Raw genomic sequence first — 22539 nt, 5'->3', positions numbered from 1 at the left:
GGCGCAGACACGCGAAGGAGGGCCTGTGCCACAGATTCCGATACCGCGCGCCACCAAGGCACTGTTTCTCTCCGAGGTCTTCTTCCCCAGCATCACCACCTGGAACAGGCTGGAGGGCCGGCCGCGCGGCCACGACTTCGACCGCAGCCTGCGAGCGGAGGTGCGCGACCCGCTGTGGATGATCTGCCGTCAGTGGCAGTTCGGCGAGTTCGACGGGGAAGACGCAGGCTCGGCGGTGGAAGCCAAGGTCCAGCTTGCGACCGCCCGGGTGAACCGCTTCGCCGGGCTCGATGGGCCCGCCATCGCCTACGACGAGCGCCTACCGCTGGAGGCCCAGGTCGAGCGCGAGCCCATCCCCCTCGACCTGATGACGCGCGCCCAGCTGGGCCGCCACTGGCTCAAACTCATCGCCGCGCTCGGCGACTTCAAGGCCCTCTATCTAGGGCAATACCCGTTCGACGACCCGCCCGCCGGTAGCGAGGCCGAGGCGCACCTGCGCAGTGACCCGCAGTCCTGGTCGACCCTGCACGCCCTGCAAAGGCGCATGCCAGACGGCGGAAAGCTGTATGAGGCCATCAAGGCCGTCCCCGACGAGCACGCCGCATGGCTGGCAGCCGCCGTGCCGGACCCGGACAGGCGCAAGGCGCTGGGCGACGCGGGCCAGAGGTTCGTGGACTGGTTCAGGCGGACCTACAGCCAGTCCGAGACCGGCGACCCGGTCACATGGTCGCCCGGCTATCTGGAGTATCAGTTCGCCTGCTCCGCCCCCGCCGCCGTGGCTGGTGAGCGTCAGACCGTGCTGGTGGCCGAGCAGTACGCCCAGGGGCATCTGGACTGGTATGCCTTCGACGTGGACGCTCAGTCGGTCGGCCTCTCCGACGCGAATGGGGCGGAGATCCCGCCTGCGGTCGTGGAGGTCCAGCCGCCGCTGAGCTTCGTCCCCAGCCCGATCGTCTTTGGGGGAATGCCGGCCGCGCGCTGGTGGGAGTTCGAGGATCGCAGGACCGATTTGGGTGATTTGAAGCCCAGCACCACCGACCTGGCGACGCTGGTGCTGTTGGAGTTTGGACTGGTGTTCGGCAACGACTGGAGCCTCGTGCCCTATGTGCTCCCGGTCGGCACGCTCAGCGAGGTGTTTGGGGTAGTCGTCAAAGACGTCTTTGGGGCGAGGACCCTGGTCCGCGCGGCCGGGCAGCCTGACGGCGCGGAGCGGACGCGCTGGGGAATGTTCGACCTGAGCCTGCACCGTGAGGGCCGGGTGTTGGAGCGACTGTTCCTGCCTCCCGCGGTGGGGAAAGTGCAGGAGAGCGCGCCGCTCGAAAAAGTCATCCTGGCGCGGGATGAGATGGCCAACATGGTCTGGGGCGTCGAGCAGACCATCCCGGCGCTGGCCGGCGGAGGCGCGAACGGCTTCGAGGCCGCCAAGGCCCTGGAGCGGTATCTGGTCTCGCTTGGGCTGCCCCACGTCGAGCCACCCAGGCTCGACACCGGCGCGCTGATTCAGTACAAACTCGGCCGCGGCGTGCCGGAGAACTGGATTCCCTTCATCCCGGTCCACAATCCCGGCTCGAGTCGGGACGTCCGCCTGCAGCGGGCGGCCATGCCGCGCCTGATCCCGGGCGCGCTGGAGGCGCCTGTGGAGCCGCGCGGCTCGTTCCTTCGCCCCGGGCTGGACGAGACTGCGCGCCGGCCCTACTTCGTCCACGAGGAGGAAGTGCCCAAGGCCGGCGTGGTCCTCACCCGCACCTACCAGCGCACCCGGTGGAGTGATGGTCAGGTCGTCACCTGGCTCGGCCGCCGCAAGCAGGTCGGCCTGGGTCAGGGCTCGAGCGGCCTCGCCTGGGACCGGATCGAGCCGTCCACCACAACGTCAACATCAGCAGGAGATCAAACGGCGCCGCTGCATTGAGTGTTGGCAGGGTCGAGGCAGGTCAGTCTTCTCCGCTACATGATCGTCCTCCATGAAGAACTGCAACTGATATGAGGCTTGGTCATTGGGGAGCTGCCGCCGGCCGACAGGCTGATGCTGGACGCGTACGTGGCGCAGACCGCGGACCGGGTCTGGACCCTGCGTGACGCGACGCTGCTGACCGCTTTGGACGCCGGACGCAGGCTCGACCAGCTGCGCCAGTTTCTCGCCGACCGTGCCACCCATGAGCTGCCCAACCCGGTAACCACGCTGCTCGCCGACGTCGAGGCGCGGACCGGGAGGCTGCGTAACCTGGGCGTGGTCCGGTTGATCGAGTGCGCCGACCCTCGCCACCGACCGCGGCGCCCGATTCACCTACGTCTACGACTTCGGCGACGAGTGGACGCACACCGTCACCGTCGACGACATCTGGCCCGGTGGCCCCGACAACGCGTTCACGTTCCTCGACGGCGGTGGGGCCTGCCCGCCGGAAGAGGTCGGCGGCGCTGCCTGGTGTCAACACCTGCTCGCCGCTCTGGCCGACCCGGCCAGCCCAGACCGCGACGACGCTGTTGAGACGCTCGGCGCGGGCTTCGATCCCGCCCGTTACCACCGCGCAACGGCCGGGTAGGGCAGCCGTGAGCACCAGTCGACACCGCGCGGCACTCGGCGAATTCTTGGACGCGCTGGTAACCCGGCCGCGGAGCCTGGGCGTGGAGGGGATCGTGGTGGCACTCGTCGCGCACGCCCAGCGGCTACCCGCCAGCAGTCGCCGGGAACTCGCCCGGATCGGCGCGGAACTTTCCGAGCGCTACGCACGCTGACGGCCCAGTCAGCTAGCCGGACGATGTTGCCTGACGGCAAGTTAAGTTTTCCTTATCGGGTTGTCGATCTACGAGGGAAGCTCGGTACCTTGCCCGGATGCGACACATCAAGACCGTAATCGCCGCGCTCATCGTGGGTCCGCTGGCCTGGGTCCTGCTCGCCGCTGGACAAGGCCGGTCCCTGCGGGTGTTCGCGGATGCGCAGGACAGTGGTGATTCGCTCGACCCTAATGCTCTGCTGAAGCCGTTGCTGGTACTGGCGGCTGCTGGCCTTCTCCTCGGGCTCATCGCCACCGTCCGGATCTCCCCGATCGGCTCGGTGCTGACCGGACTTGCGTACACGGTCAGCTACGCAGGCCTGTTGTTCAGCCCGGCACGGCTGCTGGACCTACTCAGTCACAAGCTGAGCGTGGCGGGTTACCAGATTGACTTGCTCACCCCCGTACGGACCGGGACGACGCTGCTGCTGGGCTCGCTGCTCCTGGTCGGGGTCGCCAGTGTCCAGCGGTGGCGGCGCTGGCCGCAGTCGGACGCCGATGAGCCGACGATCGTTGTCCCGGACACGATGATTCCGCCGGTATCGGAACGGGACCGCCCGCTCGGCGCGGACGGGCTCGGCTCGACGAAGCAGGGTGAGGATCCGACGAAGCCGGGTAAGTCCGACGAACCGGCGCCGGCGATGGCCGGCGGTTCACGCTGGACCGATTCGCCGCGCAGCCATTCCACGAACGAGCCCTGGCAGTCAGACGCGACGCGCTGGCAGTCCCCGCCGCGGGGGACGGGCTACCCGAGCTGACCGGGAAGCCCGCGTCAACGGTTCAGGCAAGTCGGCGCAGGGCAACACCGAGCGTGGCGATGCCCTCCCTGCTGACCCTGGTACGTCGCGACCTTCGGACGACGGCCGCGGCGCTCGGCATGCCACCTGCGCGACCGAGGCCCGATACGCAGACGAGCGGCCGAGAAGGAGGATGGAATGCGAGCGGTGCGATTCCGACAATACGGCGGTCCGGAGGTCCTGGAAGTGCCGCGGCCGTCGGCGGGACCGAGGCAGGTGGTTGTCGAGGTCGTCACCGCGGCGTTCAACCCTGGGGAGATCGGTATCCGGGAGGGCATCTTCGCCGACATCTGGCCGGCGACCTTCCCGGAGGGGCAGGGTAACGACTTTTCGGGGGTGGTCGCCGAGGTGGGACCGAAGGTCGCCGGTTTCGCCCCCGGACAGGCCGTGTACCGTGCCAAAACTCGCTGCGCGGGGCTGACCTGAGGCTTCGTTGATCCGGTCAGGCCGCTCGGTGATACTCGTTGATCACGCCGCCGAGGATCCGTCGTCGCCGTATCGGCGCGTTGATCGGGATGACGACGCTGGGATCTTGGTTCGGTGGCCGTTGGGCGAGGCGGCTCTGTTGCATCGAACGTCGGCAAGATCGAGGCAGACTTGAGCAGTGAAGTCATCGACCCGACCTGGACCGTGGCTGCCTCCGACGTCCGCGTTCGCCGGGGTTCCGGTTCCCACCGGAGGTGATCGTGGTCGCGGTTCGATGGTATCTACGCTTCAACCTGTCGTATCGGGACGTTGAGGAACTGCTGGTCGAACGTGGCGTGGAGGTCGATCACGTCACCGCCTACCGGTGGGTGCAGCGGTTCACCCCACTGCTGGCCGACGTCGCCCGCTTCAGCCGCCACTAGCCAGGTGACCGTGCGCGGTGGAGCGGTAGGTCACTCCGCTCCACCGGGCCGGTCGCTGGTTGCGTGAGGCGCGCTCGATGCGCCAGATCCTCTGCCGGCTGTATTCGAGGGCCTCGGCGGCGGCGCGCACGGTCACGCCGGCCTCGGTGCGAAACTGGCGCAGCAGCCGGCCGAGCTGCCGACGCGGACACCCACCGCGAGCCCGACCCCGACGCTCGTTGCCATCCCGTCGATCAGGGCTCCCATCGGGGGCACAACTCAGGCGGCGTTGCTCGGTGCAGCAGGCCGGGCAGCGGCGCGAGGAGGATGAGTTCCTCCAGGCACATCGGGCACTGCCGCAGGTGGGTTTCAAGTTCCTGCCGTTCGAGCGGGCCGAGGGCGCCGATGAGCAGCGAGGCGACCGAGGTCGTGAACGGGCACGGCGGCTCAGCTGTCATGGTGGGCTCCGCGTTGCCGATCGAGCCAGCCCGGCCAGAGCCGCTGGGCGACCTGTAGTGGCAGGCGGCCACCGAGGTGCATGGCTCGGGCCACGCCGCGGTAGCCGGGCGGGAGGCCGGCAGCGATGACGATGTGTCCGATGAGGACCGGTGTGATGAGGTACGTGGCCCATCGGTGCACCCGCTGCAGCCAGACGAACCAGGGGCCACCGGTGACCAGGACCAACCCGATGCCGCTGCCGATCAGGGCCACGAACAGCCCGACCATCAGCAGGTTCGCGACCCGTTGTCCCGGGTCGAAGTGGCCCTCGTGCCGGGCGAACCGGCCGGTCATGAATGCGCCCGGCCAGCGGGCGAACCACCTCAGATCGCCGTGGTCGTAGCGCAGCGACTCCCGGAGGAAGGCGCGGGTTGCCCGTACCCCGAGCGTCACCGCGCTGGCGGCCAGTGCCGTCAGCGCCCAGCCGGCATCCAAGTGCAGGCTGGTGTCGGCGACCCCGGTCATCCGGGCGGCAACGCTGGGTTGCCCCTCCCGCCCGCCGACCAGCCACCAGCCAGTACCCAGCAGGACCAGCACGGTGAGATAGGTGAGTGCGTGGAACCACCGCGTGGCGCGGGAGTAACGCCGTACAGTGCCTGGAGCCCGGGCCATGGCGTCAGTAGCCGTACGGATCGGTGCCGGAGGATGTGGGCGACCCACCATCGCCGCCCGCGCTGGGCGAGGGCGCCGGCCCGCCGCCACTCCCGACGGTGATCGGCGTGGTGGCCTCGGCCCCGGCCGGGGAGTGGTTGGCGTTGCGCAGCGACACGTGCATCGTGTGCTGGCCCGAGGGCGCGTCGGTGATCCGGGTGGTGTTCGACTCGACGATGAGGTAGTCGGATTCGTTGTCGTCGAACCAGATGTGGACGTGGTGCTGGCCAGACTCGCTCGGGCCGAGCGGCACGCTGCTGTCGACCTTGATGGTGAACGGGGTGGACACGGTAGCGCCGCTGACGGGCTCGACGACGAGGACCGACAACTCGCCGCTGTCGCCCCCGGTCGCGCCGTTCGGTCCGGTGCAGGCGGCCAGTGTGGCCAGCATCGCCACGCCTATCGCAATCTTGAGTCTCATACAAGTACTACCTGCGTCGACCTGGGGAGGGATTTCTCGCCCAGGAGAGATCCCGCAACGACGTGTCGTGCGTAGTACTGAATGTGGGTGTCAGTGACGAGGCTATGGTCGCTGGGATGGCGGCCGGGGATCCGCAGTCCACGGCGAGCTTCGTGCGCCGCTTCCAGGCCCGGGTATACGGCCTGGCGGTGAGTATCGTCGGGGTCACGGCCACGGCCGAGGACGTCGCCCAGGAGGCGTTCGTGCGGGCGTGGCGGTACGCCGGCGGCTACGATCCCCGCCGCGGCGCCGTGCTGCCGTGGCTGCTGTCCATCACCCGCAACGCGGCAATCGACGCGATACGGCTGCGCCGCGATCGCCCCTACGAGCCGGAGGTGATGGTGGCGCTGCTCACCGCCGCCGAAACCGCCATCACCGCACCGACCGACGAGGTCGCCGACGCCGACCGCATCCGCGTCGCCCTGCGCGAGCTGCCGCCCGAACAGGCCACGGCCGTCGTCCTGGCGATCTTCCACGGACTCACCGCCAGGGAGATCGCCGAGCGGCAGGGCCTACCGCTGGGCACCGTCAAGACCAGGATCAGGCTGGGCCTGTCCCGGCTACGCGATCATTTCGAGGTACGTGATGAGTGAGCTGCCACAGTGCCCCGACGTGCGCGGCGTGCTTCCGGAGCTCGCCACCGGTGCGGCCGCCGGGGATGATCGGGCCTGGGCCCTGGCCCACGTGGCGCGCTGCCAGGACTGCCGCCGGGAACTTCACCACCTGACCACGACCGCCGATGCCGTCCTGCTGCTCGCGCCCTCCGTCGATCCCCCGCCGCAGTTCGAGAGCAGCGTCCTCGCCCGGCTGGACGCGGCTCCCGCGCCGCCACCCCGCCGGCGTTTCGTGGCCCGGCGGCGGGTCGTGGCGGCCCTGGCGATCGCGGTCTCCGTGCTGGTCGGCGCCATGGGTGGGGCGCTGTTCGTCCAGTCACGTACCGCAGACGACCGGCGCCTAGCCGACCAGTACCGGCAGACCCTCGCTGTCGCCAACGGTCGCTACCTCAAGGCAACCACCCTGACCACTGCCGACGCACGACCAGCGGGCACCGTCTTCCTCTACCAGGGGAACCCCTCCTGGTTGCTGGTCACCATCACCGCCGCGCCCGCCGACGGCCCCTACGTAGCCTTCGCCGTCGACCGTGCCGGCGCCATGCACCCGATCGGCACCTGCCAGGTCACCAACCGCACAGGAACTTACGGATACCAGCTCCGGCTGGCGGTCGCCGAGGTCAGCCAGATCCGCCTCCAGTCGGCCGACGCCGTGCTGACCGGGGCGCTGATGCGTTAAGGGATCGTCAAGATCACTTGTCGCAAGACTTCCTGCAAGATCGAGCTTGGGGCCTACAACTCGGTCTACAGGATCGCGACAAAAGGTGTCCTACTGACAGCCCTATCCAGCAACCGATGGCCGCCCTGCCGCCCGTCTGGAACCTCGTGACGGGAAGATCTGCGGCGCCGAGACGGCGCGATGGCTTAATGCAACAGCGCCTGCTCGGCTCGCCCGGGTCGATGGCAGGCGGGATGGCTCCCTCCGCAACCACCCACGGCCCGGCACCCGCCGACGGTCTTCGGCCATCCGGGAGCCGGAGCGCCGCCGCCGGAGGCGCCCTAACCGCAACCCGCACGAACTGCCAGCTCGCCGACGCCGCCGGCGCGCGATCCCCTACGCCGCGCGGGTTCTGGCCGCGCGGCCCGGCCGGCTGCCGGCCCATCACACCACCGGTCAACGGTCTGTCGTTCTGCGGCGGCCCTCCGGGCTTCTCCACTTCCGCGCCAGCCGCCGGGCGTCAGGCGTGGCGGCCGCAGAGCGACAGCGGCAGCGGCAGGCGCGCGCCCTGGCGGCGGCGCGTGGGGCCCGATGCGGGCCGCTTGAAGACGTACAGAAACTTTGAACTTCGCCGGGCAGCCGGCTGTTGTCCCGTCACGGGAGATGCTTGACGATGGCGTCCCACCAGACGCTTGACATGATCCTTAAGACGCGTCGCGGAGGCGCTCACGGTCCGCGACAGGGCCGCGCTCATCGCGGTATGAGCGGACGTTCAGCACGCGCCGAAGTTCGTCCACTGCCGGATCATGTGACGAGGTGCACTGGGCGTCCTCAACCATCCTGATCTGATGTCTAGGAGAATCATGGATGTGCTGAGTCTGCGTACTGTCACGATCGACGACTGGCCGTTGTGGCGAGAGACCCGCCTCGCTGCGCTCGCCGAGGCACCATACGCGTTCAAGTCTCGGCTCGCCGAATGGCATAAGGGTGGTGAGGAGCGGTGGCGTTCGCGCTTGGCGATGCTGGGCAGCTACAACATCGTTGCGTTGCTCGACGATCATGCCGTTGGCATGGCTGCTGGCGTTCCCGGTGATAACGGCATCAGCGAGCTGAGGTCCGTGTGGGTTGGCCCTAAGGCTCGGGGGCGCGGTGTTGGAGACCGTCTGATAGCGGCCGTCGAAACCTGGGCACTGCGGTCAGACGCTAGGACGTTGAAACTCGCGGTGATCCCGGGCAATGAAGCCGCCATCGCTCTCTATCGACGCAATGGTTTCGTCGTCACCAGACAGCTTGGGAGCCTGTTGTCCGACGGTGTAACCAGGGAACAGGTAATGGAAAAAGCGCTCCGCTGATAGGGATACGACTGTGGTACCCAAGGCGTCGTCGCAACACACGCTCGTCGGCATGTGAGTGCACCGCGACCGCCGCGCGCTGTGCAGTCTCTGCCAGCCACGGCAGAACACTGTTCTGGATCATGTCGCCGACCGCGGCCAACTTGGCAGGACGGCCGTCTGGATCGAGAAGGTCCATAATCCCATCTTCGTACGAGCCGTAGACGTAACCGTTGGCCCTTCCAGCCACATAGCCGAGCGGATGGCCGACCAACCAATCGATGTCGCGCAGGACGACCGCGGGATGCGCCTGCCGCCAGCGCAGTAACGCGTGGTCACGCACTACCAACTGCAAGCTGATCAGCAGGTTCTTGCCAGCCCTGTTACGGGTCGAGCCCTGAAGGACGATCTGTTCAACCCGGCCATCCACGCTCCGCTCCAACGATGTGGACGAGGCCACCCACTGGAATCCCGCCGGCGCCAGCCGATCCCCGAGCCAGGACCCAGCCGCCTGAACAACGTCACCTGGGCGTGTGGCCGTACCGAGAGTCAGCGCTGGTTTCACTCGGTCATCCTGCCAAGACCCATGACGTCGGTCGTAACCTCCGCCCCAAGGGGCGGACCACTCCTACGATAAGTCCGAACACGGCCAGCATGGCCGATCGATCATGACTGGGCGTCAAGCGTCCTGCGACGCCGTTTCGTCAACCATCATGGGAGACCAGGCACCGGGCAGCCGGCTGTGTCGTACTCCGGTTGATGCGTAACACGTTGACTCCGCTTGATGGGTTACGCGATCCCCCGGCTCGCCGGCTACCGACTGTGAACCCCGGTGGTCTAGGACGCGGATGCGGCAACATCCGCTTCTGCCGATGTGCGTGTGTTGTGACCAGCCGCGACAGCATGATCCAAGACCATCACCGACAGGGCTGCGCAAGGCAGTCACAGCGGGCCGCGGCATACCCTGAGCACACTTTCGCGGAATGCCGTGCCAGCGTTGGCTGATGTCATCCGGCCCGCGATGACCTCCTGAGCTGCGGCATGGCCGAGGCCGATGATCGCGGCGAGGTACCAGGTGGTGGGCATCGCGCGGTCGAACTCCCGGCGACGGCGCCCACGCTCGATTAGCCGAAGCAGCCCGCCCATGACCGGTTCGTGGCGCTCCCGCTCGTCGCCGCTCTCCGGCGCGACAACCGCCGGAGTGAGCAGCACCGGATAACGCTCCAACAGCGCCCAACTGGCGTCGACCCAATGTGCTAGGGCGTCGATGGCGCTGCCACGATCGAGGTCGAGGCCGCCGAGTCCGCTCGCGACCTCGGCCGTGATGTGCCGCGTTACGGCCTGCAGCAGCGCGTCGCGGGACGGGTAGTGCGCGTAGATCGTCTGGCGGGAGACTCCGGCAGCAGTTGCGATCTCGTCCATTGATGCGTCTGGTTTTCGGCCCAGTAAGGCGACCGCGGCGTCCAGGATCACGGCGATACTGCGCCGCGCGTCGGCCCGCTGCCGTCGCTGCCCTGGCTCCCGTACCTCAGACACGGTTGTCAAGCCTACCGCCCGGAGCTAAGTTGGACACGCCTGTCAGAGCTAGTTTGATCGACGCGGAGCTGAGTATGGATGTCAAGATCGCGACCTACCTCATCCAGTACCCGCAGGAAGTCACCTTTGGCGAGGAGGACGCGGAGGCAGTATTCGACCGGTACCACACGCCGGACTTCGTCATGCGCAACGACGGCATCTGTCTTGACCGGCAGAAGCTGCTCGCGCACGTCCGACCGGCCCGCAAACGCGCCAAGGGTGTCCGCGTCGAGGTACACGAGACCATGAGCATGGCTGACCGGGTGGCCGCGCGGTACACACTGACCGCAGACATGGCTACCGGGAACACGATCGCGACAGAGATCTACATGTTCGGCCAACTTTCGGCGGACGGACGGCTTCGGCGGGTCGACCAGATCACCCGCGACGTGTCACCCAGCCGATGAGTCTCCTACGTGCCACATTGAGGCGGACGGCCTGATCGTGCACCTGGTCAAGCTGGCTGCTGCCGTCGTCACTGACGATCGATCCGCCGGCAGACCAAGTCAGGCCACCCACCGTGTCCAGCTCGAGGTTCTCGGATAGCCGGACATCGGGTACGACCTCCCCGTGCCAGCAGCCGGTGATGCCTCGGAGCGGAGTCTCGCAATCGGCAACCCAAGACACGCCTCGCATTGCGGCTTGCACGGTCATCAGAATGCTGCTGATCCTGTCGCATCGCCGTGGGCGGAGTGCCCGGATCTGCCGCGATCCGCGCGCTACACGGCGTTACGAAGTGCTGACTCGGCCGCCATACGCACATGCCGAGATGAGTGCGCCTGATCTTGCGGGCCAGGGCGTCATGCACGATAGACAGAACGCGCAGTCTGACTGCGCGTTCTGTCGGATGGCCATGGACGCAACGGCCGCCGGCCTACGTCGCCATGTCAGTCGTCGGGCTCCACGGTGAACCACCAGTCACCGCTGACGTGGACCTGCAGCCTGACGCCGAGTCCTGTCTCCGTCCGCACCTCTTCTGGTGCGTCGGCCGGGGTGCCGGGAACGTAGGAGTAGTACCAGTTCCACCTCCAGGAGCTGTCGCGGAGGTGGAACGACGTGCCGGGGCCCCAGCCGCCCTTCTCAATCCGGTGCACATTCACGCCAGAGTGCTCGATCGCGTCGGACACCCGCGTGAACGCAGCCTCGCTCTCAGCGTCGAACGGCAGCTCGGGGTCGTCGGGATTCGCGCAACTCGAGTCGCGGTCCCGGAACGCTCCGTGCGACCAGGTGAACACGCGGCACGCCGGACGACCCCACGCCGCTTTCTCGTCGATGTACAGGGTGAGCCCCAAGTCGTCTGCCACCGGCAGAACCTGACGTTCCAGGTCCGCGACGTCGTCAAGCTGCCTTTGGCGCGGGAACACCGGCGGCTCACCCTGGTTGATGAGCGAATGGACGTCGTACCCGCCAGGCATGACGAACCTGCCGCCGCCGGGCAGCTCGATTGGGCCTGCCGCCGTGAGTCCGACGACCGCGGCCACGACCGCGGCGACGCTGCCAAGCGCCCGCCGGCGCCGGCTGCGGCGCATTGCTCGCCGTGCGGCGGCGAGGGTACGCCGGGCGTCGGGACCGGCATCCGGGTAGCCCGGGGCGCCCGCCCGCAGCCGGGCGAGAACGTCATCATCGTGAAGCTGGACGCTCATCGCAGATCCCCTTCCGCGAAGATCTCGCGCAGCCGGGCGATCCCGCGCGCGTGGTGGGACTTAACCGTGCCGACCGAGATCCCCAGTTCGTGGGCAACCTCGGTCTCGGTGAGGTCGAGCAGGTGTCGCAGCACCACGACCCGCCGCTGCGCCAGCGGCAGCCGGGCCAGAGCCTGGACCACGGCGTTGCGGGCGACGACGGCACCCGTGTTGTCAGGCCCGGCCTGTTCGGGCAGCGCGCCCGGGTCGACGACGACCTCGCGACGCGTGCGCCGCCACCCATCCACCCGCAGGTTGACCAGCACCCGACGCGCGTACGCCTGCGGGTCGCCGTCGCGCGCCACGCGTCGCCAGGATCGATACATGCGCTCGTAGGTGGCCTGGACCAACTCCTCCGCACGGACCGGGTCACCACACAGCAGCACAGCAGTGCGTAACAAATATCGACCGGACGCGATCACGAACGAGACGAACTCCTGATCACGCGTGTCCCCTGGCCTGACGCGGACGGGGGCACCCCCAAGCTCATCAACCACCGTGGGCGCCACGGGTACGGAGCCAGCGGCAGATGGCTCGCTATACATGCTCACACTCATCACCACGCAGCAGCATCACTGAACGTTGTCAACGGATCAGGTCAATCCCAAGCGGCGCCCGGCAGGGCCATACGCGCATCGATGACGCCAAGCAAGGTCAAGCGACCGATCATGCCGCTGTCCGGGCGCCCATGATGCTGGCCATGGTGCATGGTCATGTCGATGACAGCGTGTCGTAGCTCGCGTACGTTGGCGCCGTGGCGACTTTTTGGACCTTGGGATGCGATGCCGACGATCCCCAGCGGATCGCTGCTTTCTGGGCGCTGGCCCTCGGCTATGTCAAGGAATCCGGTTTCGACGAGCCCGACAACGCGTCCATCGTCGACCTGGATGGCCGGGGCCCTGCCATTGGTTTCCTCAAGGTGCCCGAGGGCAAGTCCGCCAAGAACCGTATGCATATCGATATCCGGGTGGCCGGTCCAGGCCCCTGGGACATGGCCGAGCGCGCCCGACTGATCCGGCAGAAAGTGCCCGAGCTGGTTGCCGCCGGGGCGACGGTGGTCCGCGAGGAGTGGTACGGCGACGTCCTCGGGCACGTCGTCATGCATGACCCCGAGGGCAACGAGTTCTGCGTCGCTTGATGCCATGATCAGTGCCGCATTCCGGCATCCGGATCTGCCGCAATCCGCGCGCTACGCGGCGTCACGAAGTGCTGACTCGGCCGGCATACGCACATGCCGATGACAGTGCGGTGCCGACCGTCAGAAGTTGAACGACCTCATGCGGGTATTAGGCCGATCTGATTGCCATTACCGGGGCATCGTCTGCGCGTCGCGGTGTCGGCGGCCGTTGCGCGCGCGGGGTTTCGATCGGGATCCGTGGGCGCTACCGCAGTTGGTCGCGGCGGCGGGTCAGGTAGGCGGTCTCGGCGGTGTTGCCCGCCAGGTTGACGGCTTTGTCGTAGGCCGCGCGCGACTGCTGACTCTGGCCCAGTCGGCGCAGCAGGTCGGCGCGGGTGGCGTGGTAGGCGTGATAGCCGGCCAACGTGTGCTCAAGGCGGTTGACGGCCGCGAGGGCCACCTCTGGGCCGTCGAGCTCGGCGACCGCGATGGCCCGGTTGAGGGCGATGACCGGTGACGGGTCGAGGCGGACGAGTTGGTCGTAGAGGGCGAGGACCTGTGACCAGTCGGTGTCGCGTATGTCGCGGGCGGAGGTGTGCACGGCGTTGATCGCGGCGAGGATCTGGTAGCGACCCGGGGCCACCCCGGCGGCGGCAGCGGCGAGGCGCTCGCGCACCAGTCGGTGGCCCTCGGCGATCAGCGTCGCGTCCCAGGCCCCACGGTCCTGCTCGTCGAGGGCGACCAGTTCGCCGCTGGCCGAGACCCGGGCGGGGCGGCGGGCCTCGGTGAGCAGCATCAGCGCCAGCAGCCCGGCCACCTCACCGTCCTCCGGCAGCAGAGCGCGGATCAGGCGGGTGAGCCGGATCGCCTCGGCGGTCAGGTCGTGACGCACTGGATCGGTGTCGGGGCCGGTCGCCAGGTAGCCCTCGTTGAACACGAGAAAGAGGACGGTGAGGACGGCGGCGACGCGTGCCGGGAGATCCTCGGCGGCCGGCACGCGATAGGGGATCCGAGCCGCCTTGATCTTGGCCTTCGCGCGGGTGATCCGCTGCCCCATGGCACTCTCGGCCACCAGGAAGGCGCGGGCGATCTCGGGCACGGTCAGGCCGCCGACCATGCGCAGCGTCAGCGCCAGGCGGGCTTCCATCGCCAGCGCCGGGTGACAGCAGGTGAAGATCAGCCGGAGCCGGTCGTCGTCGATGGCGCCGAGAGGCTCGGGCGGGTCGTCGTACACCATCTGAGCCTCCTTGTGCTTGTCGTCGCGTTTGCTCTCACGCCGGATCCGGTCGATGGCCTTGCGGTTGGCGGTGGTGGTCAGCCAGGCGCCGGGGTTGGGGGGCACGCCGTCGGCCGGCCACCGCTCGACGGCGGTCGCGAACGCCTCGGCGGCCGCTTCCTCGGCGATGTCGAGGTCACCGAAGCGCCTGGTCAGGGCGGCGACCACCCGGGCCCACTCGTCGTGGTGGGCCCGGGTGATCGCCTCCTCGACGTCACTCACTGGAACGGCCGCACCTCGATCTTCCGATCGCAGACCTTCGACGCCTCGGTGGCGAGATTGAGCGCCACATCCAGATCGGGGGCCTCCCACACCCAGACGCCGGCGAGGTACTCCTTCGACTCCACGAAAGGCCCGTCGCTGAACACCGCCTGCTCGCCCCGGTTGTCGATGACGGTGGCCGCGTCGGTGTCCGCGAGTCCGCCCGCGAAAACCCAGTAGCCCTCGGCGATCAGTCGTTCGTTGAACGCGCTGATGGCAGGCTGCCTGTCCGTGCTGCCGGGATTGCTCTTGTCATCGATCACGGAAACCAGGTACTGCATCTGAAGATCATCTCCTGTGGTGTCAAGACAGCGTGGTTCGGTGGTCAGGGACTTCAGGCCGTTGCATACCGCGGGCGCCCGGCCGGCCGGTAGACCTGGATCGTCACGCCCTTCGAGTCGACCCGCGACTCGACCAGGTCGAGCGCAAGATCCGGACCGGTCTCCGGGAACAGTCTCGCGCCCTGGCCGAGGATCACCGGGATCACGATCAGAGTCATCTCGTCGACCAGATCGTTCTCCAGCAGCCACCGGGTCAGTGCGCCACTGCCGTGTACCTGCAGCTCACCCCCGGGCTTGGCCTTCAGCTCACTGATGGCCGCCGCGAGGTCACCGCGGAGAACGGTCGTGTCCTCCCAACGCGGCGCGGTGAGCGCGGTCGAGGCAACGTACTTGGGGGCCTCGTTCAAGGCCACGCCGATGGGATGTGCGCGCATCTGGTCGATTGATCCCCAGGAGCCGGCGAACAACTCGTAGGTGCGCCGGCCGAACAGGAACGCGTCGGCGCGCTGGTAGGTCTGCGTGATGAACGTCCTGGTCTCGTCGTCACCCGCCCCCCGAGCCCATCCGCCGCGCTCGAATCCGTTCCTGCGGTCATCCGACGCGGCGCCGTTTCCCTGCATCACTCCATCGAGGGTGACCTGGGTCATGGTCGTCAGCCTCATGATCGCGGTTCCTTTGCCTTGGCGCCGCCCCTTGTGGGCGGCCTCACCCCTGCTACGAACACCACCGCCCCGATCCGACACCCCCTCCCGGATTTCTTTGAAGAACTTTCCGGGACGCCTCTTCGGCAGCACGTCGGAGTCGAGCCTGTCGGCCCCCGAGGTTGCGCACCGCCGCTCGGCCTGACCGGCCGCATCCAGCGCTTCGGCGGCTACGCCACCGACGAGGTTGCCCTCGCGCCCGAGCCGTTCGACGCCCGCCACCACCGGTCAGGATCTTCGCGTCCGCGAGGCGGTCACCCGGGCCCACCACGAGGAGTGTGCCCGGGTGGTCGCCGCCCTGACCAGGCGCTTCGGTGACGCGACATCGCCGAGGAAGCGGCCCGCGATCATCGCCCGAAATGCGGGCAACGCGGCGTCGACCGGCTCCCCAACGTGACCATCCCGCCGCATCGGCTCCCGCCGGGCAACTCCGCGAGCCAGTACCGCAGATCCGCACCCATGTGCCGGTACAGCGCACGGTAGTTGCGCCGGTCCACGCTCAACCTGCGGGTGGCATGGTGCTGGACGTCGGCGTACGCCCGCTCGGCGGCGCGTAGCTTCCGCTGCCAGGTGCGCTGCGGCCGACACGCGCCAGCGAGCCGTCCAAGATCAGGTGTGCGGATCTGCCGCTGACCGCGCGTTGCTGGTGGGCACCATCCATCGCGCGTCCCGGCAGCAGGCGGCGGATCAGTCACGCGGTGTGACGACCAGGCACTACCGGCCGGCGAGCTGTCACCCATCAACTGGAATGGATGCGTAACGCATCAACTGGAGCCTGACGCCGGGCAGCCGGCTGCCTGCGCCGGTTGAACCCGCCCACGGCGGCCTCGGTTGATGATTGACACCTGGTCGGCCTGGTGCTCGTTGCGCCTGTAACTCAGGCGGGAGGAGCACCGGGTGGGACTCGCGGAGTTGAGCGTCATGGAGCAGCGATTTCACGCGTTGATGGAGTGCCTGGGCGGCACTCCGAAGACGGAGGTCGCCGCCCGGTATGGGGTGTCGCGGCAGACGATCCACAACTGGCTGGCTCGGTATGCCGCCGAGGGCGTCAGGCGCGGCCGGCAACGCGGTGGCCTTCGCGCTGGCCGCCGTGCCGTACCTGGCGGTGGCGGGCTGGCTGGTCGGCTCCCGGTCGTGGCCGGCCCGCTCTGCCCCTGTCAAATCGGCGGTTACCGGGTAATGCGGGTCTTTCCTGACTACGGTATCTGCGGAGGCGATGCCGGTGACGATGGAAGCAGAGCGCACCCTGCGCGCGGAGGAGCTCACCCGACTGGGTGAGCTCGCCGCCCAGCTCCGAGTGGACGCGATCCGGTGCAGCACCAGGGCGGGATCGGGGCATCCGACCTCGAGTCTGTCCGCCGCGGACCTGCTCGCGGTGCTGATCTCCCGGCACCTGCGTTACCAGTGGACGGACCCGCGCGGTCGGACCAACGACCACCTGATCTTCTCCAAGGGCCACGCCTCGCCGCTGTTGTATGCGGTCTTCAAGGCGGTGGGCGCGATCACCGATCAGGAGTTGGTCGAGACCTACCGCCAGTTCGGGTCGCGCCTGCAGGGACACCCCACGCCGGCCCTGCCCTGGGTCGACGTGGCCACCGGGTCGCTCGGTCAGGGACTGCCCGTCGGGGTCGGGATCGCGCTCGCCGGCCGGTACCTCGACCACCTGCCGTTCCACGTGTGGGCGCTGTGCGGCGACAGCGAGATGGCCGAGGGCTCCATCTGGGAGGCGCTGGACAAGGCCGGCCACTACGGACTGCGCAACCTCACCGCGATCGTCGACATCAACCGGTTGGGGCAGCGGGGTCCGACCGAGTTGGAATGGGACCTGGACACCTACCGCCGCCGGGTCGAGGCGTTCGGCTGCCAGGCGCTCGTCATCGACGGCCACGACCTGGCCGCGATCGACGAGGCGTTCGGCCGGGCGCGGCAGGCGACGGGTCCGACCGTGGTGCTCGCCCGGACGGTCAAGGGCAAGGGGGTGCCGGAGGTCGAGAACCAGCCCGGGTGGCACGGCAAGCCGCTGAAACCCGACATGGCCGAGCGGGCCGTGGAGGCTCTCGGCGGGGTACGCCAGATCCGCGTCACCGGGCCGCAACCCGAGTCCGCCCCGCCCGCCGGCGCCCCCGCCGGCGCCCCCGCCGGCGGCCCCGTCGGCGGCCCCGTCGGCGAGCCGCCCACGCTGCCGCGGTACGACAAGGGGGCGAAGGTGGCCACCCGGAACGCGTACGGTGACGCGCTGCGCGCGCTGGGCTCGCGGCCGGACGTGGTCGCCCTAGACGGTGAGGTCAGCGACTCCACCCGCGCCGACAAGTTCGGCGAGGCGTATCCCGACCGGTTCTTCGAGATGTTCATCTCCGAGCAGCAACTGGTCGCCGCCGCGGTCGGGCTGCAGGTACGCGGCTATCGGCCCTTCGCCGCGACCTTCGCGGCGTTCTTCTCCCGCGCCTACGACTTCGTGCGGATGGCCGGCATCTCCCGGGCCGACATCGCCCTGTCCGGGTCGCACTGCGGGGTGGAGATCGGGGCGGACGGTCCCTCGCAGATGGGGCTGGAGGACCTGGCGGCCATGCGCGCCGTGCAGGGGTCGACGGTGCTGTATCCCAGCGACGCCGTGTCCTGCGCGGCCCTCGTCGCGCAGATGGTCGACCGCAAGGGCGTCAACTACCTGCGCACCACCCGAGGCAAGTACCCGGTGCTCTACGACAACGAGGACGCCTTCCCGGTCGGCGGCAGCAAACTGCTCCGCGGCGGCGACGACGACGACGTCGCGCTGATCGGCGCCGGGGTGACGGTGCACAACTGCCTCGCCGCCGCCGACGAGCTGGCGCGCGAGGGGATCAAGGCCCGGGTCATCGACCTGTATTCGGTCAAGCCGCTGGACCGGGATCGGTTGCTCGACGCCGTCCGGGCCACCGGCGGTCGGCTGCTGGTGGTCGAGGATCACTACCCGGAGGGTGGCGTGGGGTCGGCGGTCCTCGAGTCCCTGGCCGACCTCGCCGAGCCGGTGCGGGTGAAGCACCTGGCGGTACGGGGCCTCCCCACCTCCGGTACCCCGACCCAGCTGATGGACCAGGCCGGGATCGGGGTGAGCGCCATCGTCGCGGCGGCACGCGCCGCGGAGGCTCCCGGCCAATGACGCGGCGGGCGCCGTTTCACCCTTGGACGCGCGGGTAGACGCAGCATTCGCGGCAGGAGGGGGTTCGAGGTGAATTACGCGGAGTTCATCCAGTCGGTGTCGACGCGACCGAAGATGTCACCGACGCTGGCCGAGCCGATCACCCGTGCCACGCTCGCGACGTTGGCGGAGCGGCTCAGCGGCGGCCAGGCACGGGATCTCGCCGTGCAGCTCCCCGAGGGGCTGCGGGGTGACCTACGCAAGCCCGACGAGGAGGCCGAACCGTTCGAGCTTCCCGAGTTCTTCGAGCGGGTGCAGCAACGCGCCGCGGTGGAGTTCCAGACGGCGACCGACGGGGTGCGCGCCGTGCTGGACACGCTGCGGGACGCGGTCAGCGCGAAGGAGTACGAGGACTCCATCGCCCAGTTGCCGAAGGAGTTCTGGCAGCTGACGGGGCCGGCGGCCACCCGGCTCGAACCCCGGCGGATTGGCACGTAGGCCCGGCGGCGCCGTTGCGTTATCGGATCGGCGGACGTGTTGAACCCGGGTCCAGGCCCCGCGGTTCACATCAGATCGCTTGGGTGAGTTCGGTGAACGCAGCGACGACCCGCGTAGCGGGCGGGGCGTCGACGGCGAGTTCGTAGTGGCCGCGTCGGAAGTTCTGCATGAACGCGTGTCCGGCGATGATTACCTGTGCTGTCTTGTCCGTTCGTAGCCCGCGCATCGGTCTCCACCGCTGTTTGAGCTGGCTGTGATCAGCCTCGATCGGGTTGTTCGCGTACCGTTCGACGTGGTGCCACGCGGACGGGATCAGCTCGTCGAGCACGCCGGGTAGACCGGCGCGGCGTCGGTGACGACCTCGCCGGGTGTCACCTTCAACGTCGACAGCGCTCGTCGGAAGAATCGCCGGGCCGCGCCGGCGTCGCGGCGGGCCGAAACCAGCACATCGATGACCTGCCCGTCCTGGTCGACCGCCCGGTACACGTACCGCCACACACCGTTCACCTTGACATACGTCTCATCAACGAACCACCTGTCGCCAGGTGAGTGCCGGCAGAAGCGGGCGGCGTCGGCCAACAGCGGCGTGAACCGCTGCACCCACCGGTAGACCGTGACGTGATCGAACTCGACCCCACGTTGGCCAGCAGTTCCTCAACGTCGCGATAGGACAGGTTGAACCGCAGATACCCGTGGACCGCGACCACGATCACCTCAGGCGGGAACCGGAAGCCGGCGAACGCGGACGTCGGAGGCAGCCACGAGTCAGGCTGGGTCGACGACTTCACTGCTCAAGTCTGCCTCTATCTTGGCGACGCTCAACGCAAGTGTGAGTCAGTCAGGCAAGAGGGAGAAACAACTGACGAAGCCCTACCGACCGGCCACATACCGCAGGCCGACGCCGCGCTCCAGCGGCAGCAGAGGAAACGCGGCTCCGGTTGCCCGCGGTCAGGCGAGGATGGCGTTCACGACCTCGGTGGCCCGCCACTCGTGCTGGGCGTACAGCCAACCGAACGCCGACACCTGCACCGCCTGGGCCGCGGCGGTCAGCGGGAGGTCCTGCCAGCCGGGGATCGCCTCCAGGGCGGTGAGGAACTGACGGGTCGCGAACTCCGGCTTCATCAGGTCCCGCACGTTCCCCCAGCCGGTGCTGGGCCGCTGCTGGAAGAGCCCGACTGAGTCGTGGTCCCAGCCGATCGCCTGGTGCGGGTAGTCCTGCGACTCCGGCAGCACGCCACTGGCGTAGTTGTAGAGGTTGCTCTCCTGCATCGCGGTGGCCACCGCGATCACCAGCCCCCGGCGCGGCACACCCATGTCCCGGCCGGTACGCACGATCGCCTTGGCGTTGTCCATCTGCGCCTGGTCCAGCCCGGCGACCGGGACGATCCGCTTGGGCTTGGGCTTGGGCTTCGGTTTCGACGTCGCCTTGGGCTTGGGCGCGGGCGTTGTCGTCGACGGGGAGCTCTCCGGGGCGGGGGTTTCGGTGACCGGGGCGGCGGGCTGGCGGGCCTGCCCGCGGGAGGCCGCGTCGGCCTCCGCCCGCTGGGCGATCTCGGCGCGCTGGTCGGGGGTGAGTGACTCGCCGGCGGGGTCGGCGCCGATGAAGGTGACGCCCACGAGACCGAGGCAGCACACGGCGCCGGTGGCCACCGCCATGCGGGTCCGGCCGGGTCGGGCGGCGAAGGGTTTACCGAGGCCGCCGAGGCGGGTACGCAGCCAACCGGTGGAGAGTCGGGGTTGGGACGTGCCGACTGGCTGATCGATGGAGGGGATATCGTCCGAACGGTCAGCCGGGCCGCCGAGGCCGCGCGGGTGGTCGGGATTGCCGTCGTTACGCATCCGCCGAGGCTAGGCGGGAGAAACCATGGTCACCCAGGGTGATCAGGTGGCGGTGCTCACACTTCACCCTGCGCAACGGGATCCTCCTCCCCAGTCCGGCGGCGCCGGTAGGGATCCTCGCCATCCGGGCATACCGCCCCTCCCGCTGCCACCCCACAGCGCAGGGTACGAACGGCGCGCGCGGACGTCCCTCGCCAGGTGATCCACTAACTCGTCCGTTCGGGCGATGTCGGACTCCACCAGTTGCGACGGGCCAGCGCCAGATCAGGGGATTCGCCTATAACTGATCATGGTTTCCTGATTTATGATCATCCGCGGTTCCCCTGCTGTTCACCGGACCGACGTTCGATGCTCAGATGCCCGCCGCCACATTCCAGAGAAGGCCTGCGGCGACACCCACCACGAGGCTGAGCGCGGCAACTGTCGCCGCGAGCCTCGCCGACCACCTGTGGGGCTCGAGAATTGAGTTATGCCGGTTGACGTCCGGTTCTGCGTGTGCTGGACGCTGGCGGGCCCGACACGATGGAGGCCATGAGGGCGCCGTTGCCTATCGGATCGGCGGACGTGTTGAACCGCGCCGAATCCACGGTCAGATCGCTTGGGCGAGTTCGGTGAAAGCAGCGGCGACCCGCGGAGCGGGCGGGGCGTCAACGCCGAGTTCGTAATCCGCGTCGGAGGTTCTGCATGAAGGCGTGGCCGGCGATGATCACCTGTGCTGTCTTGTCCGTTCGTAGCCCGCGCATCGGTCTCAACCGGTGTTTGAGCTGGCTGTGATCAGCCTCTATCAGATTGTTCGAATACTGCTCGACGTGGTGCCACGCCGACGGGATCAGCTCATCCAGCACGCCGGGGTAGACCGCAGCGGCGTCGGTGACGACCTCCGCGGGCGTCACCTTCAATGTCGACAGCGCCCGGCGGAGGAACAGCCGAGCCGCGCTGGCGTTCGGCGTGCTGCTGGACACCATGATCGTCCGCTCGGTGCTGGTCACCGCGCTGACTCTGGACGTAGGTCGATGGATGTGGTGGCCCAGCAAGCTGTTCAAGCACCACGAGCCCGAGCCGCCGGCGGGCGAGGCCAACCCCGAACCCGCTTCCCTGGGCGCAGGCAGGTGACAGCCTTCCGCCGCGGGCCTTCCGGCGCCGGACCGGAAGGCCCCGCCTCTGGAGGTGACGCCGCTTGGGAAGGCTGGCCGTACGGTGCGCGGCCAGTAGGTAGCAGGAGCGGGCGGCCGCATGGTCGCCCGCCATCTCCAGCAGGTGTGCACGTACGGCGTGAAGGCGATGGTGACGGGCCCTCCGGTAGTCGCTGTTCAGATGCTCGCGCTCGTCCACGGCGACACTGAAACGCCTACTATCCGATGTGGTCTATCGGCGGATGCTCCACGACGCGAAGATCGCCGAGAGGACGAGCCCGACGCGAGGACGGCTTGCAGGGCCCGTTGGGGACCAGGTGCGCCGCCGACCCGATATCGCCGGCACCAGACGCGGTGCCCGACGAGATCGCCGACAGGATGAGTCGGCCCAGTGAGCGGTCGATTCGTTGCTGGAAAGACCGCCGTGAGCCCGACCGGCTACCAGGCTCGGAGGTCC

General features: G+C 68.6%; 25 protein-coding genes and 5 pseudogenes. 15 read left to right on the top strand and 15 right to left on the bottom strand.

Features of this window, described 5'->3' with window-relative positions; all coding sequences use genetic code 11:
- The first annotated feature begins 25 nt into the window (after window positions 1–25).
- The 6 genes and pseudogenes from ABZV00_RS13795 to ABZV00_RS13770 all read left to right on the top strand — a co-directional run.
- Complete coding sequence (locus tag ABZV00_RS13795) at window positions 26–1909, top strand: hypothetical protein (RefSeq protein WP_355605477.1); 1884 nt, start codon at window positions 26–28, stop codon at window positions 1907–1909.
- A 361-nt stretch (window positions 1910–2270) separates the two neighbouring features.
- Window positions 2271–2540: pseudogene (locus ABZV00_RS13790) on the top strand (plasmid pRiA4b ORF-3 family protein); the annotation flags it as partial.
- Window positions 2541–2547: 7 nt separating this feature from the next.
- Entirely contained in the window at window positions 2548–2733 is a 186-nt protein-coding gene (locus ABZV00_RS13785) for a hypothetical protein (RefSeq protein ID WP_355605475.1), read from the top strand.
- Between the two features lie 97 nt (window positions 2734–2830).
- The gene (locus ABZV00_RS13780) at window positions 2831–3529 is read left to right on the top strand and encodes a hypothetical protein (RefSeq protein WP_355605472.1); all 699 of its coding nucleotides are present in this window, start codon (window positions 2831–2833) and stop codon (window positions 3527–3529) included.
- A 177-nt stretch (window positions 3530–3706) separates the two neighbouring features.
- Window positions 3707–3994 (top strand): alcohol dehydrogenase catalytic domain-containing protein, encoded by a 288-nt coding sequence (locus tag ABZV00_RS13775; RefSeq protein WP_355605470.1) that lies wholly within the window; start codon window positions 3707–3709, stop codon window positions 3992–3994.
- Between the two features lie 197 nt (window positions 3995–4191).
- Window positions 4192–4386: pseudogene (locus ABZV00_RS13770) on the top strand (hypothetical protein); the annotation flags it as partial.
- A gap of 16 nt (window positions 4387–4402) precedes the next feature.
- Here ABZV00_RS13770 and ABZV00_RS13765 read toward each other — a convergent pair.
- The 4 genes from ABZV00_RS13765 to ABZV00_RS13750 all read right to left on the bottom strand — a co-directional run bounded on the left by ABZV00_RS13765 (window position 4403) and on the right by ABZV00_RS13750 (window position 5965).
- Complete coding sequence (locus tag ABZV00_RS13765; protein ID WP_355605597.1) at window positions 4403–4582, bottom strand: helix-turn-helix transcriptional regulator; 180 nt, start codon at window positions 4580–4582, stop codon at window positions 4403–4405.
- A 67-nt stretch (window positions 4583–4649) separates the two neighbouring features.
- Window positions 4650–4853 (bottom strand): hypothetical protein, encoded by a 204-nt coding sequence (locus tag ABZV00_RS13760; RefSeq protein WP_354968209.1) that lies wholly within the window; start codon window positions 4851–4853, stop codon window positions 4650–4652.
- Window positions 4843–5505, bottom strand: coding sequence for a cytochrome b/b6 domain-containing protein (locus ABZV00_RS13755; protein ID WP_355605468.1), 663 nt, complete (start codon window positions 5503–5505; stop codon window positions 4843–4845). Before ABZV00_RS13755 ends, ABZV00_RS13760 begins: the two co-directional genes overlap by 11 nt.
- A gap of 4 nt (window positions 5506–5509) precedes the next feature.
- Window positions 5510–5965: a hypothetical protein gene (locus ABZV00_RS13750; protein ID WP_355605465.1), complete on the bottom strand. Its 456-nt coding sequence runs from the start codon at window positions 5963–5965 to the stop codon at window positions 5510–5512.
- 116 nt (window positions 5966–6081) lie between these two features.
- On the opposite strand from ABZV00_RS13750, the gene ABZV00_RS13745 reads away from it, so the two are divergent.
- From ABZV00_RS13745 to ABZV00_RS13735, 3 genes are all read left to right on the top strand, one after another.
- The gene (locus ABZV00_RS13745) at window positions 6082–6597 is read left to right on the top strand and encodes a sigma-70 family RNA polymerase sigma factor (protein WP_355605462.1); all 516 of its coding nucleotides are present in this window, start codon (window positions 6082–6084) and stop codon (window positions 6595–6597) included.
- Window positions 6590–7294 carry a hypothetical protein gene (locus ABZV00_RS13740; protein ID WP_355605459.1) on the top strand — a complete coding sequence of 235 codons (705 nt, stop codon included), beginning with the start codon at window positions 6590–6592 and terminating at the stop codon, window positions 7292–7294. The genes ABZV00_RS13745 and ABZV00_RS13740 overlap by 8 nt, the downstream gene beginning before the upstream one ends.
- A gap of 842 nt (window positions 7295–8136) precedes the next feature.
- Window positions 8137–8625 (top strand): GNAT family N-acetyltransferase, encoded by a 489-nt coding sequence (locus ABZV00_RS13735; protein WP_355605456.1) that lies wholly within the window; start codon window positions 8137–8139, stop codon window positions 8623–8625.
- Here ABZV00_RS13735 and ABZV00_RS13730 read toward each other — a convergent pair.
- Together ABZV00_RS13730 and ABZV00_RS13725 are read right to left on the bottom strand one after the other, a co-directional pair.
- Window positions 8552–9034 carry a hypothetical protein gene (locus tag ABZV00_RS13730; RefSeq protein ID WP_355605453.1) on the bottom strand — a complete coding sequence of 161 codons (483 nt, stop codon included), beginning with the start codon at window positions 9032–9034 and terminating at the stop codon, window positions 8552–8554. The two genes, ABZV00_RS13735 and ABZV00_RS13730, sit on opposite strands and share 74 nt — an antisense overlap.
- 512 nt (window positions 9035–9546) lie before the next feature.
- Window positions 9547–10140 (bottom strand): TetR/AcrR family transcriptional regulator, encoded by a 594-nt coding sequence (locus ABZV00_RS13725; RefSeq protein WP_355605451.1) that lies wholly within the window; start codon window positions 10138–10140, stop codon window positions 9547–9549.
- Between the two features lie 74 nt (window positions 10141–10214).
- Here ABZV00_RS13725 and ABZV00_RS13720 point away from each other — a divergent pair, with 74 nt between their 5' ends.
- Window positions 10215–10586, top strand: a complete 372-nt coding sequence (locus tag ABZV00_RS13720) for a nuclear transport factor 2 family protein (protein ID WP_355605448.1) — start codon at window positions 10215–10217, stop codon at window positions 10584–10586.
- A 480-nt stretch (window positions 10587–11066) separates the two neighbouring features.
- On the opposite strand, the gene ABZV00_RS13715 is transcribed toward ABZV00_RS13720, so the two are convergent.
- Together ABZV00_RS13715 and ABZV00_RS13710 are read right to left on the bottom strand one after the other, a co-directional pair.
- Complete coding sequence (locus ABZV00_RS13715; RefSeq protein WP_355605445.1) at window positions 11067–11660, bottom strand: hypothetical protein; 594 nt, start codon at window positions 11658–11660, stop codon at window positions 11067–11069.
- Window positions 11661–11818: 158 nt separating this feature from the next.
- A complete protein-coding gene (locus ABZV00_RS13710; protein WP_355605594.1) occupies window positions 11819–12406 on the bottom strand; it encodes a SigE family RNA polymerase sigma factor in 588 nt (195 codons plus the stop codon).
- Between the two features lie 209 nt (window positions 12407–12615).
- Here ABZV00_RS13710 and ABZV00_RS13705 point away from each other — a divergent pair, with 209 nt between their 5' ends.
- Window positions 12616–12999 carry a VOC family protein gene (locus ABZV00_RS13705; RefSeq protein WP_328414693.1) on the top strand — a complete coding sequence of 128 codons (384 nt, stop codon included), beginning with the start codon at window positions 12616–12618 and terminating at the stop codon, window positions 12997–12999.
- A 244-nt stretch (window positions 13000–13243) separates the two neighbouring features.
- Here ABZV00_RS13705 and ABZV00_RS13700 read toward each other — a convergent pair whose 3' ends face one another.
- Genes ABZV00_RS13700 through ABZV00_RS13690 form a run of 3 tightly spaced genes read right to left on the bottom strand, consistent with a single transcriptional unit; the run spans window position 13244 to window position 15719 of the window.
- Window positions 13244–14476, bottom strand: coding sequence for a DUF6596 domain-containing protein (locus tag ABZV00_RS13700; RefSeq protein ID WP_355605441.1), 1233 nt, complete (start codon window positions 14474–14476; stop codon window positions 13244–13246).
- Complete coding sequence (locus ABZV00_RS13695; RefSeq protein ID WP_355605438.1) at window positions 14473–14796, bottom strand: YciI family protein; 324 nt, start codon at window positions 14794–14796, stop codon at window positions 14473–14475. The genes ABZV00_RS13700 and ABZV00_RS13695 overlap by 4 nt, the downstream gene beginning before the upstream one ends.
- 53 nt (window positions 14797–14849) lie before the next feature.
- Window positions 14850–15719, bottom strand: a complete 870-nt coding sequence (locus tag ABZV00_RS13690; protein ID WP_355605435.1) for a dihydrofolate reductase family protein — start codon at window positions 15717–15719, stop codon at window positions 14850–14852.
- Window positions 15720–16409: 690 nt separating this feature from the next.
- Between ABZV00_RS13690 and ABZV00_RS13685 the strand changes: the two genes are divergently transcribed.
- From ABZV00_RS13685 to ABZV00_RS13675, 3 genes are all read left to right on the top strand, one after another.
- Window positions 16410–16775, top strand: coding sequence for a helix-turn-helix domain-containing protein (locus ABZV00_RS13685; protein WP_355605592.1), 366 nt, complete (start codon window positions 16410–16412; stop codon window positions 16773–16775).
- On the top strand, window positions 16726–18633 hold the full coding sequence (locus ABZV00_RS13680) for a transketolase (RefSeq protein ID WP_355605589.1): 1908 nt from the start codon (window positions 16726–16728) through the stop codon (window positions 18631–18633). The genes ABZV00_RS13685 and ABZV00_RS13680 overlap by 50 nt, the downstream gene beginning before the upstream one ends.
- A gap of 69 nt (window positions 18634–18702) precedes the next feature.
- Entirely contained in the window at window positions 18703–19110 is a 408-nt protein-coding gene (locus ABZV00_RS13675) for a DUF2267 domain-containing protein (protein ID WP_355605432.1), read from the top strand.
- Window positions 19111–19180: 70 nt separating this feature from the next.
- Here ABZV00_RS13675 and ABZV00_RS13670 read toward each other — a convergent pair.
- The 3 genes and pseudogenes from ABZV00_RS13670 to ABZV00_RS13660 all read right to left on the bottom strand — a co-directional run bounded on the left by ABZV00_RS13670 (window position 19181) and on the right by ABZV00_RS13660 (window position 21914).
- Window positions 19181–19868, bottom strand: a pseudogene (locus ABZV00_RS13670) (IS6 family transposase).
- 190 nt (window positions 19869–20058) lie between these two features.
- A complete protein-coding gene (locus tag ABZV00_RS13665) occupies window positions 20059–20949 on the bottom strand; it encodes a peptidase M23 (protein ID WP_355605429.1) in 891 nt (296 codons plus the stop codon).
- Between the two features lie 647 nt (window positions 20950–21596).
- Window positions 21597–21914, bottom strand: coding sequence for a DDE-type integrase/transposase/recombinase (locus tag ABZV00_RS13660; protein WP_355605427.1), 318 nt, complete (start codon window positions 21912–21914; stop codon window positions 21597–21599).
- Here ABZV00_RS13660 and ABZV00_RS13655 point away from each other — a divergent pair.
- A pseudogene (locus tag ABZV00_RS13655) lies at window positions 21883–22062 on the top strand (MMPL family transporter); the annotation flags it as partial. The gene ABZV00_RS13660 and the pseudogene ABZV00_RS13655 overlap by 32 nt on opposite strands.
- A gap of 51 nt (window positions 22063–22113) precedes the next feature.
- Here ABZV00_RS13655 and ABZV00_RS13650 read toward each other — a convergent pair.
- Window positions 22114–22236, bottom strand: a pseudogene (locus tag ABZV00_RS13650) (RNA polymerase sigma factor); the annotation flags it as partial.
- Window positions 22237–22539: the final 303 nt, after the last annotated feature.

It is taken from the genome of Micromonospora sp. NPDC005173 (assembly GCF_040608515.1).
Taxonomy (GTDB): domain Bacteria; phylum Actinomycetota; class Actinomycetes; order Mycobacteriales; family Micromonosporaceae; genus Micromonospora.
This window is presented reverse-complemented; position numbering and strand designations above follow the sequence as displayed.

What these genes read in the sequence shown, in the direction of transcription:
- ABZV00_RS13710 (WP_355605594.1), bottom strand. Translation starts at nt 12,406, where the DNA reads ATGTATAGCGAGCCATCTGCCGCTGGCTCCGTACCCGTGGCGCCCACG.
- ABZV00_RS13735 (WP_355605456.1), top strand. Translation starts at nt 8,137, where the DNA reads ATGGATGTGCTGAGTCTGCGTACTGTCACGATCGACGACTGGCCGTTG.
- ABZV00_RS13750 (WP_355605465.1), bottom strand. Translation starts at nt 5,965, where the DNA reads ATGAGACTCAAGATTGCGATAGGCGTGGCGATGCTGGCCACACTGGCC.
- ABZV00_RS13755 (WP_355605468.1), bottom strand. Translation starts at nt 5,505, where the DNA reads ATGGCCCGGGCTCCAGGCACTGTACGGCGTTACTCCCGCGCCACGCGG.
- ABZV00_RS13720 (WP_355605448.1), top strand. Translation starts at nt 10,215, where the DNA reads ATGGATGTCAAGATCGCGACCTACCTCATCCAGTACCCGCAGGAAGTC.
- ABZV00_RS13775 (WP_355605470.1), top strand. Translation starts at nt 3,707, where the DNA reads ATGCGAGCGGTGCGATTCCGACAATACGGCGGTCCGGAGGTCCTGGAA.
- ABZV00_RS13680 (WP_355605589.1), top strand. Translation starts at nt 16,726, where the DNA reads ATGGAAGCAGAGCGCACCCTGCGCGCGGAGGAGCTCACCCGACTGGGT.
- ABZV00_RS13660 (WP_355605427.1), bottom strand. Translation starts at nt 21,914, where the DNA reads ATGGTGTCCAGCAGCACGCCGAACGCCAGCGCGGCTCGGCTGTTCCTC.
- ABZV00_RS13740 (WP_355605459.1), top strand. Translation starts at nt 6,590, where the DNA reads ATGAGTGAGCTGCCACAGTGCCCCGACGTGCGCGGCGTGCTTCCGGAG.
- ABZV00_RS13745 (WP_355605462.1), top strand. Translation starts at nt 6,082, where the DNA reads ATGGCGGCCGGGGATCCGCAGTCCACGGCGAGCTTCGTGCGCCGCTTC.
- ABZV00_RS13665 (WP_355605429.1), bottom strand. Translation starts at nt 20,949, where the DNA reads ATGCGTAACGACGGCAATCCCGACCACCCGCGCGGCCTCGGCGGCCCG.
- ABZV00_RS13695 (WP_355605438.1), bottom strand. Translation starts at nt 14,796, where the DNA reads ATGCAGTACCTGGTTTCCGTGATCGATGACAAGAGCAATCCCGGCAGC.
- ABZV00_RS13760 (WP_354968209.1), bottom strand. Translation starts at nt 4,853, where the DNA reads ATGACAGCTGAGCCGCCGTGCCCGTTCACGACCTCGGTCGCCTCGCTG.
- ABZV00_RS13780 (WP_355605472.1), top strand. Translation starts at nt 2,831, where the DNA reads ATGCGACACATCAAGACCGTAATCGCCGCGCTCATCGTGGGTCCGCTG.